Below are 8,997 nucleotides of genomic sequence, written 5' to 3'. Positions count from 1 at the left end.
AGCCAGCGGCGACCGCGCGGCGGGCGCTCGGCCGGCCACGACCCGTGCGCGGCGCCCATCCGGATGGCGGGTGATCCCGCCCAGCGTTCGCCGGCGGGCACGACGCCGGAGACGGCCGCCCCCGGCTCGATCACCGCTCCGGCGCCGATGCGGGCTCCGCCGAGCAGGGTGCTGCGGGACCCGACGGTCGCCTCTTCGCCGATCCGAACCCGGCCGATCCGGAGCACGTCGCCGTCGATCCAGTAGCCGGCCAGGTCGGTCTCGGGTTCGATCGCCGCCCGGGCGCCGATCTCCAGCATCCCGGTCACCGGCGGGAGGGCGTGCAGATCGACGTCGTGGCCGACGCGGGCGCCCAGCGCCCTGGCGTAGTAGCTGATCCACGGCGCCCCGGCGAGGCTGGCGGCGTCCACGAGCAGCGCGACCTGTTCGGCCAGCCACAGGCGCAGGTGCACCGAACCGCCGCGGGGGTAGTTGCCCGGTTCCAGGCCGCGCAGCAGCAGCCGGGCTGCGATGACGGAGATGGTCATCTTGCCGGGCGGGGTGACGAACAGGAGGAAGCCGAGCGCGACCCACCACCAGGAGAGCGTCGGCGCGAAGGTGGCGCCGGCGGCGGCGAGCAGGTTGTTCGCCGCCGAGAGGTAGACCAGCCAGCGCGCCCCCACGAGCACGTGCAGAGGAATGCCGAGCAGGCTCTGCGCGATCCGGCTGCGCAGGGGCACGGGCAGCACCTCGCGCCCCCGCTGCGGGACAGGCGGAACCCGGCCGTCGAGTTCGTCGGCGAGCGAGCCGAGCCGCGGGTAGTCGTAGATGTCGGAGACGCGGGTGTCCGCGAAGCGCTGGCGGATCATCGACACGAACTGCGCCGCGGCGAGCGAGCCGCCGCCGTTGGCGAAGAAGTCCGCGTCTGGCCCGTCGGCTGCGACGCCCAGGATGGCGGCCCAGCTTTCGGCGAGCCAGGCCGCCGTCGGCGACAGCCGGGGCGCTGCGCCGGCGTCGCTGCCGGCCGGAAGCGGCCAGGGCAGGGCGGCTCGGTCGACCTTCCCCGAGGTGCGAGTGGGCAGGTCGTCGACCACCGCGAGCAGTGGCACGAGCGCGGCGGGCAGTTCCTCCCGCAGACGGATGTTCGCGGCGGCGCGGTCGAACTCGGCGGCGCCCTCCGTGCGTGCGAGGTAGCCGACCAGCACCTTGTTTCCGGCCGGCGTGATCTGCACCACTGCCGCGGCACCGGCCACCCCTGGCAGGGCCCGCAGGGCCGCCTCGACCTCGCCGAGTTCGATTCTCCGGCCGCCGAGCTTGACCTGGTCGTCGGCCCGGCCCACGAACACGAGGCCCTCACGCTCGTAGCGCACCAGGTCGCCGCTGCGGTAGGCGCGGTGCCAGCCGAGTCCGTCGTGGGCGGCGTATTTCTCGGCGTCCTTGCCGGCGTCGAGGTAGCGGGCGAGCCCGACCCCGCCGATGATGAGTTCCCCGGTCTCGCCGTGGGCGACCCGGTCCCCGGCCGCGTTCAGGACGGCCAGGTTCCAGCCGGCGAGGGGCAGTCCGATCCGAACCGGCCCGTCGCCGTCCAACCGGGCGGCGCAGGCGACGACGGTGGCCTCCGTCGGGCCGTAGGTGTTCCAGACCTCGCGCCCCCGCACCGAGAGCCGGGCCGCGAGTTCGGGCGGGCAGGCTTCGCCGCCGAAGACGAGGAGCCGCACCTGTTCGAGCGAGTCCTCCGGCCACAGCGCGGCGAGGGTGGGAACGGTCGACACGACCGTCACGCCGTGGGCGATCAGCCACGGACCGAGGTCCGCGCCGGACCGAACCAGCGACCGCGGGGCCGAGACGAGGCAAGCGCCGTTCCGCCAGGCCAGCCACATCTCCTCGCAGGAGGCGTCGAACGCCACCGACAGTCCCGCCAGCACGCGGTCGGCCGGTCCGATCGGGTCGGCGGGGAGGAACAGGTCTGCCTCGGCGTCGACGAACGCGGCCGCGGAGCGGTGGCTGACCGCGACTCCCTTGGGCACCCCGGTCGACCCGGAGGTGAAGATCACCCACGCGTCGTCGTCCGGGGTCGGCATGGTGCGGTCTGTTCCGGCGAGGGCCAGGTCGTCGCCCGCCGGCAGCATCCGTTCGGCGAACAGTTCGGCGTCGAGCGACTCGCGCACCGCGAACACGCCCCGGGGGCCGATCACGCCCACGACGCGGGCTTCGCTGAAGACGAGCCGCGCCCGCTCCTCCGGGTCGTCGGCGTCGACCGGAACGTAGGCGGCGCCGACGGTGAGGGTGGCCAGGATGGAGACGTACAGTTCGCGGGTGCCCGACGGAATGCGGATGCCGACGGTGTCGCCCCGGCGCACCCCGCTGCGGCTGAGCCGTTCCGCCTGCTCGCTGACCAAGCGCATCAGGCTGGAATAGTTGATCGCGCCGTCCTGGTCTTCCAGGGCGAGCGCGGTCGGATGCCGGTCGGCGGTGCCATGCAGGATGTCGATGAGGGTACGCGCCGCCGGCGCCCTGGATCCGGCCTCGAGCACATCCTGGCCGGACTGGCTCTGGATCTGCATCGCGCGCTCCTTGTCCGGGTCGCGGTGCCGTCCACCGCGCGAGCCACCAGTTTAGGACGCGCAGGTAACCGGCGGGTGTCGGGTTACGAAGACACCGCATCCGGATGCCACGCGAGGGATCAGATCAAACCCTGGCGGCGGAAGGCATTCCAGACACCGTTATCGAGCACGGTGGTGGTGACCTCGTCGGCGTGGGCTTTGACGGCATCCGTGGCGTTGCCCATGGCGATGCCGACCCCGCAGACCTGCAGCATCTCGATGTCGTTGCTGCTGTCGCCGATGCCGATGGCGGATGCCGCGTCCAGGCCGAGCCGGTCGAGGAGCCGTAGGACCGTGGAGCCCTTGTTCACGCCGTTCAGCGTCACCTCGCCGCTGCCGCGACCCATGTGCGGGATGGTGCCGGTGATGACGTGGAATTCTCCGCTGAGCGCCTCCGAGACGCGGTCGTACGCGCGAAGGTCGCCGGCGAGGAACACCGATTTCGCGATGCCCGTGTAGCTGTACGGTCGAACGTCGGCGAATGCCATCAGGGCCGGGTGATCGTCGGCATCGGTGACGGATGCCGGGTCAGCCCCGGTTCCCGCCTTCCGCTCTGTGTCGGCCGCGTGGTCCTCCGCGAAGCGGTCGCGCACGCCGGGGCTCGGGTACAGCTCGTCGAAGGACTGCAGGTAGAAGTCGTACCCCGACTCCTCGTAGAAACCGATCATCCGCGCCACCGCATCTTCGGGCATGGTGCGTTCGATCACGAGTTCGTCGCCGATTTCCGCGAACCCGCCGCCGGAGCTGATGGTCCCGTCGAAGCCGATGTCGCGGATCGCGGGGTAGATCTCCACGGATGCCCGACCGGTGCTCAGGTACACCAGATGCCCGTTGCTCCTGGCGGTGCGCACCGCGTCGATAGTCGAGTCTGCGATCTCCGATCCGGTCTCGATCAGGGTGCCGTCGACGTCAACGAACGCGATGCGGGGGGAAATCATGGGGCACTCCAGACGAGGTGGTCTCGGGGACGCTGCATCTTCGGAGACCACCGGAGCGGTGTGATCGTATACTCCGACGCTATCCGAGATTTGTTGCTTGCTTCACGTCGGCATCCGCTGTCACTCCGACCACCGGTTCGCAGCCTGACAATAGGGGGCACGCACTTCCGATGACCCTCGTGAGGTGATTACTGTTGGTTCGGGGGTGCGAAACCCCCGCTTCGGGGGCGATCCCTCGCTGCGACTGGACGTGAAAGGCATGGCCACGGTGAGCAAGAACCCCAAATTCGAGGAAGCCGACGAGAGCGAACTCGAGGTCAGCAAGCCCAAGGACTGGGCCGCAGGAATCCCCGGCGTGATGCACGCGATGGTGCCGGCCATCGAGCAGATGGGCGTCAACCGGGCCCGCAAAACGGTGCTTGCGATGAACCAGAAGAAGGGCTTCGACTGCCCCAGTTGCGCCTGGCCCGACCCACACCACCGCAAGGCGTTTGAATTCTGCGAGGAAGGCGCCAAGGCCGTCACCTGGGAGGCGACTCCCGTCGTCATCGGTGCTGATTTCTGGGCCGAGCACTCCGTGAGCGACCTGCGGGGACGCAGCGAGTACTGGCTCGGCATGCAGGGTCGACTGACCGAGCCTGTCTACAAGCCCGCCGGCGAGGACCACTACCGCCCCATCACCTGGGACGAGGCCTTCGAGCTGGTCGCCACGAAGCTCAACGCCCTGGGATCTCCGGACGACGCGGCCTTCTATACCAGCGGCCGCACATCCAACGAGGCTGCGTTCCTGTACCAGCTGTTCGTGCGCGGTTACGGCACCAATAATCTGCCGGACTGTTCAAACATGTGCCACGAGTCCTCCGGCTGGGGCATGGGGCAGACCATCGGCATCGGCAAGGCAACGGTCACCTTCGACGATTTCGCCGAGGCGGACCTGATTATCCTGATGGGCCAGAACCCCGGCACCAACCATCCCCGCATGCTCAACGAGCTGGAGGCCTGCAAGCGCAATGGCGGCAGCCTGGTCGCTGTGAACCCTCTGCCCGAGGCGGGGCTGAAGCGGTACAAGAATCCGCAAACTGTTCGCGGCGTCGCGGGTAAGGGAACCGAGCTGGCCGACCAGTTTCTGCAGATCAGGCTTGGCGGCGACATGGCCCTCCTGCAGGCCGTTTCCAAACGGGTCCTCGACGCGGAGGCCAGGAACCCCGGCACGGTTTTGGACCACAAGTTCCTGGCGGAGCACTGCGAAGGCCTTGAGGAGCTGAAAGAGCACCTGGCGCAGCTCGACGAGCAGGAGGTGCTCGACGCGACCGGTTTGCGGATCGAGGAGATCGACGAGCTCGCCGAGCGGTACCTGAAGGCGGACAAGGTCATCATCACCTGGGCCATGGGCATCACGCAGCAGAAGAAGGGGGTCGCCACCATCAAGGAGATCATCAACCTGCTGCTGCTGCGCGGTAACATCGGCAAGCCTGGAGCCGGCGCTTCTCCGATCCGCGGCCACAGCAACGTCCAGGGCGACCGGACCATGGGCATTTGGGAACAGATGCCCCCGGCATTCATGGACGCCCTGGGGAAGGAGTTCGGCTTCGAGCCTCCGCGGGAGCACGGCGTCGACGCCGTCGACACGATCCGCCGCATGCAGGACGGAAGAATCAAGTTCTTCCTGGCCCTCGGTGGAAACCTGGTGGCGGCAATCTCGGACACACACGCGGCGGAAGCGGCGATGGAAAATTGCGACTTCACCGCCCAGATTTCCATCAAGCTCAACCGATCCCACACTGTCACCGGCACAGAGGCACTCATCCTGCCCACGATGGGCCGCACTGAAATCGACATTCAGGAGTCAGGCACGCAGTTCATCTCCGTCGAGGACACCGTTTGCGCGGTGCACGCGTCGTGGGGCAGCGTGGAACCCGTTGCCCACACTCTGCGCTCCGAGGTGTCGATCATCTCTCGGCTGGCCAAGGCGACCCTCGGCGACAGGATCAACGCCGACTGGGACGGCTTTGAGAAAAATTATGACCTGATCCGCGACCATATCTCCCGGGTCGTGAAGGGGTGCGAGAACTACAACGAGCGGGTCAGGCAGGATGGCGGCTTCATCATGGCGAATGGCCCGCGCGATTCCCGCACCTTCAACACGCCCACCGGCAAGGCCGTGTTGACCGCGAATGACCTGGAGCCGGTGGAACGGCCCGCCGGGACCCTGATCCTGCAGACCCTGCGGTCCCATGATCAGTGGAACACGACCATCTACGGCTTCAACGATCGATACCGGGGAATCCGGAAAGGCCGCCACGTCATCATGGTCAACGCCGAAGACATCACCGAACTCGGTTTGGCCGACGGACAGTTGGTGGACATTTTCGGCGAGTACAAGGACGGCAAGGAGCGCGTGCTGCGAAAGTTCCGCGTGGTCTCCTACCCGACGCCGCGCGGGTGCGCCGCCGCTTACTATCCGGAGGCAAACGTCCTGGTGCCGCTCGATCACGTGGCGGATGGCAGCAACACGCCGGTCTCGAAGGCGGTCATCGTTCGCCTGAAGCCGTCCGGGTCAGAGCCCTTACTGGGCTGAGTCCACCCAGCCCTTGCTGTCCGGGCCGTCCTGAGTGCCGTCGGATACCAGTCCGCGGGCCTTCTGCACTGCGGTCTCGACGGCGGACTGAACCTCCTTCTTGCCGCTGTTGGTCGCCTGTCCGGCAGCGAAGCCCACGATAAAAGCGCTGAGGGGCCCGGCGGAGGGGCTGACGGACCTGGATTCCTCGGCCAACTGCAGGATCATCTGGGTGTCGACCTCGAGGTCCAGGATCTGCAGGGCCTGCGTCAGCCGTCGACTCCACTGGGCCAGTGCGAGCTCTTCATCGGACGAAACGGTCATCGGTGCTCCTAGTCTGGTGGCTCGTCCCGGAATGCCCGGAAGCGGCATCCGTCAAGACTTGCACCCTTGCCGGCGAAGCACAACGCACGGGCAGTCCGGGACTCTGAGGGCGGGATCCCGTCCTCGATGTGGACTCTTCAGGAGACCGGCCCGGTGTTTACTTCTATTTCGTTCTCGTCGGTTCGCCGTCGTCACTCGGTGTGCTGTGCTCCCGCAGACGTCGGCCGAGCTTGATGTCCTCGCGTGCCTTGTCGGCCGCCTTGTCGCTCTTGCGGGTGTCCCGCGGCGGCAGCTGAATCTCTTCCTCGGCGGCGATGCCCGCCTGCAGCTGCCGGCCCCGTTCCAGCTCCGCATCGAACTCGGCGCCGACGAGCAGGGCGAGGTTGGCGATCCACAGCCAGAGCAGGAACACCACGATGCCGGCCAGAGAACCGTAGGTGCGGTCATAGTTGGAGAAGTTGGTGACGTACAGGCCGAACAGGAACGAGGAGACCGCCAGGGTGATGAGCGCGAGTAATGCCCCCAGGCTGATCCAGCGGAACTTGGGCTGCTGGGCGTTGGGAGTGGCGTAGTACAGGATGGCGATGATCAACACGGCGGCCAGCGCCAGGATGGGCCACTTGATGACGGACCAGACGAGCTGCACGGTCTGCCCCAACCCCAGCGCGCTGCCGAGCGCATTCGTGACCGGACCCGACACAATCAACACCACAAGCACCACCACGATGAGCAGGATGCAGACCACGGTCACGCCCAGTTGCATCGGGCGCAGCTTCCAGAACGGCCGCCCCTCTTCCATCTCGTAGATGCGGTTCATGGCCCGGCTGAACGCGCCGACGTAGCCGGATGCCGACCACAGCGCCAGCAGGATGCCGCCGACGAGGGCGACGCCGGCCGCGGGCGACGAGCTGAACTGCTCCAGCGGGGCCCGCAGAGTGTCGGCGGTGCCACCGGGGGCGACCTGGTCGACGAGAGAAAGGATCGAGTTCGTCGCGGTATTACCCTGACCGAACACTCCCAGGAGCGAGATGAGCGCGATCAATGCGGGGAAGATCGACAGCACGGCGTAGTAGGTGAGGGCGGCGGCGAGGTCGGTGCACTGGTCGGCCGAGAACTCCCGCAGGGTCTTGCGCAGCACGTACTTCCAGGACGGCTTGGCGATCTCGGTCAGCGAGTCGGGCATGCGGGCATCGTCGGGCGCCGGTGCCCGGTCGTGCTTGTCGCGCGTGCTGTTTCTAACCACTGGGTGCTCCCCTCGGCTTCGTCAGCGGGAGATTCGTGCGCGCATCATTTGCGGCACCGCTTAACGATTTCGTCCAGCTTCATTCACTCGGGGACGGAATTCAAGCCAATTCGACTGATGTCCTCAGGAGGGGGACAGACGACAGGGGCCTACGGCATGTCCCATTCGTAGTCCGGACAGGAGAGCGCCTCGGTGTAGGCCACCTCGCTGGGGGCCGTGATTGTGCCCACGCGGCCGCGAAGGTAGGCGACCGCTTCGACGGTGTCGGGTTCCCCCGCGCTGGATTCTTCCGGCACGCTGATGAGCTCGCTGCGTGGACCGACGACCATTTGCACGACCATCTCGTCACCGTCGCTGTTGACCGCGGGTAGTTTGATCAGCTCGGACACGTGGCCGTCCGGAAGGGCGACGACTAACTCCAGGAGTGCATCCGCGGCCCCGTCAGTTGTCAGGAACGACTCTCCGCCATACGAAATCTTCTTCATGTACTGACTCCCTGCCTAGTTGACGCGATGCGCCCAAAGCGACGTCAACCTGACGCGGACTCTGAGACGGGTTGGTTCGGCACGGAGTGAGCCATCAGCCACAACCGAAATGAACGGTGATAAATTACCACGCCAGCTCATTCGCCGCTGTCGGAGAAAAGGTGGACGTCCCTGGGGCGAGTCTGCAGCGACTGGGCTCAACCCGTCCCCGTTCGGGTACACCCGCAGAGATCCGTGTTGCCTGAAGATCTGTGTTGCCTGAAGAAATGTGCCCCTGGAGGGATTCGAACCCCCAACCGTTTCCTTAGGACGGAACTGCTCTTCCGTTGAGCTACAGAGGCTGGCTGTTGAAGTTTAGCTGTTGTCTCCCCCCTCCGCAGTGCGCGGGCTCACGCCTGCCGAGACCCGGTGACCGCTAGTTGGTGGAATCGGTGGCCCGAGGGTGCGCGCGCGGCCGGGCTCCACGGTCGCGGCCGGCCTGANGCGGGCCGGGTCGTGGCAGACCGGGGCCATGACCTCGGGTTTGCCGCGCACCATGCGGATCAGCCACCCCGAGGTCTCGATGCTGTGATGGTGGAACCAGCAGAGCAGCACCCCGTTGTTGATGTCGGTGGGGCCGTGGTTGGCCCAGGGGATGATGTGGTGCACCTCGGCCCAGGCTGCGTTGACCTGGCAGCCCGAGATGATGCAGCCGCCGTCACGGGCGGCGATCGCGCGGCGTTGGGCCTGGCTGAAGAATCTTTCCTTGCCGCCGAGGTAGAGGACCTCCCCGTTCACGCCGAGAAGGATCTTGCGGTACCCGCCGGCGCAGATGAGCTGATTCACGGTGCGCATCGACACGGGGGCTTCGACCCCGTCGATCCAGCCG

At 67.2% G+C, this 8,997-nt stretch carries 7 protein-coding genes and 1 tRNA gene; 1 reads left to right on the top strand and 7 read right to left on the bottom strand.

Annotation, left to right across the window (positions count from 1 at the left end; genetic code table 11):
- Together E3T37_RS01555 and E3T37_RS01550 are read right to left on the bottom strand one after the other, a co-directional pair.
- Window positions 1-2,543 (bottom strand): non-ribosomal peptide synthetase (locus tag E3T37_RS01555; protein WP_134365102.1); only part of this gene is annotated, 2,543 nt, incomplete at its 3' end.
- Between the two features lie 119 nt (window positions 2,544-2,662).
- Window positions 2,663-3,520 carry a Cof-type HAD-IIB family hydrolase gene (locus E3T37_RS01550; protein WP_134365101.1) on the bottom strand — a complete coding sequence of 286 codons (858 nt, stop codon included), beginning with the start codon at window positions 3,518-3,520 and terminating at the stop codon, window positions 2,663-2,665.
- Window positions 3,521-3,779: 259 nt separating this feature from the next.
- Here E3T37_RS01550 and E3T37_RS01545 point away from each other — a divergent pair, with 259 nt between their 5' ends.
- Complete coding sequence (locus E3T37_RS01545) at window positions 3,780-6,098, top strand: FdhF/YdeP family oxidoreductase (RefSeq protein WP_134365100.1); 2,319 nt, start codon at window positions 3,780-3,782, stop codon at window positions 6,096-6,098.
- Here E3T37_RS01545 and E3T37_RS01540 read toward each other — a convergent pair.
- The 5 genes from E3T37_RS01540 to E3T37_RS01520 form a co-directional block, all read right to left on the bottom strand.
- On the bottom strand, window positions 6,087-6,401 hold the full coding sequence (locus E3T37_RS01540; protein ID WP_134365099.1) for a DUF6457 domain-containing protein: 315 nt from the start codon (window positions 6,399-6,401) through the stop codon (window positions 6,087-6,089). The genes E3T37_RS01545 and E3T37_RS01540 overlap by 12 nt on opposite strands.
- Before the next feature lie 163 nt (window positions 6,402-6,564).
- A complete protein-coding gene (locus E3T37_RS01535) occupies window positions 6,565-7,584 on the bottom strand; it encodes a YihY/virulence factor BrkB family protein (RefSeq protein ID WP_134365103.1) in 1,020 nt (339 codons plus the stop codon).
- Between the two features lie 209 nt (window positions 7,585-7,793).
- A complete protein-coding gene (locus E3T37_RS01530; RefSeq protein ID WP_134365098.1) occupies window positions 7,794-8,129 on the bottom strand; it encodes a hypothetical protein in 336 nt (111 codons plus the stop codon).
- Between the two features lie 269 nt (window positions 8,130-8,398).
- Window positions 8,399-8,470, bottom strand: a tRNA-Arg gene (locus E3T37_RS01525).
- Between the two features lie 13 nt (window positions 8,471-8,483).
- Window positions 8,484-8,997 (bottom strand): HNH endonuclease signature motif containing protein (locus E3T37_RS01520; protein WP_134365097.1); only part of this gene is annotated, 514 nt, incomplete at its 5' end.

This window comes from Cryobacterium sp. TMT2-10 (genome assembly GCF_004403075.1).
Lineage (GTDB): Bacteria > Actinomycetota > Actinomycetes > Actinomycetales > Microbacteriaceae > Cryobacterium > Cryobacterium shii.
This window is presented reverse-complemented; position numbering and strand designations above follow the sequence as displayed.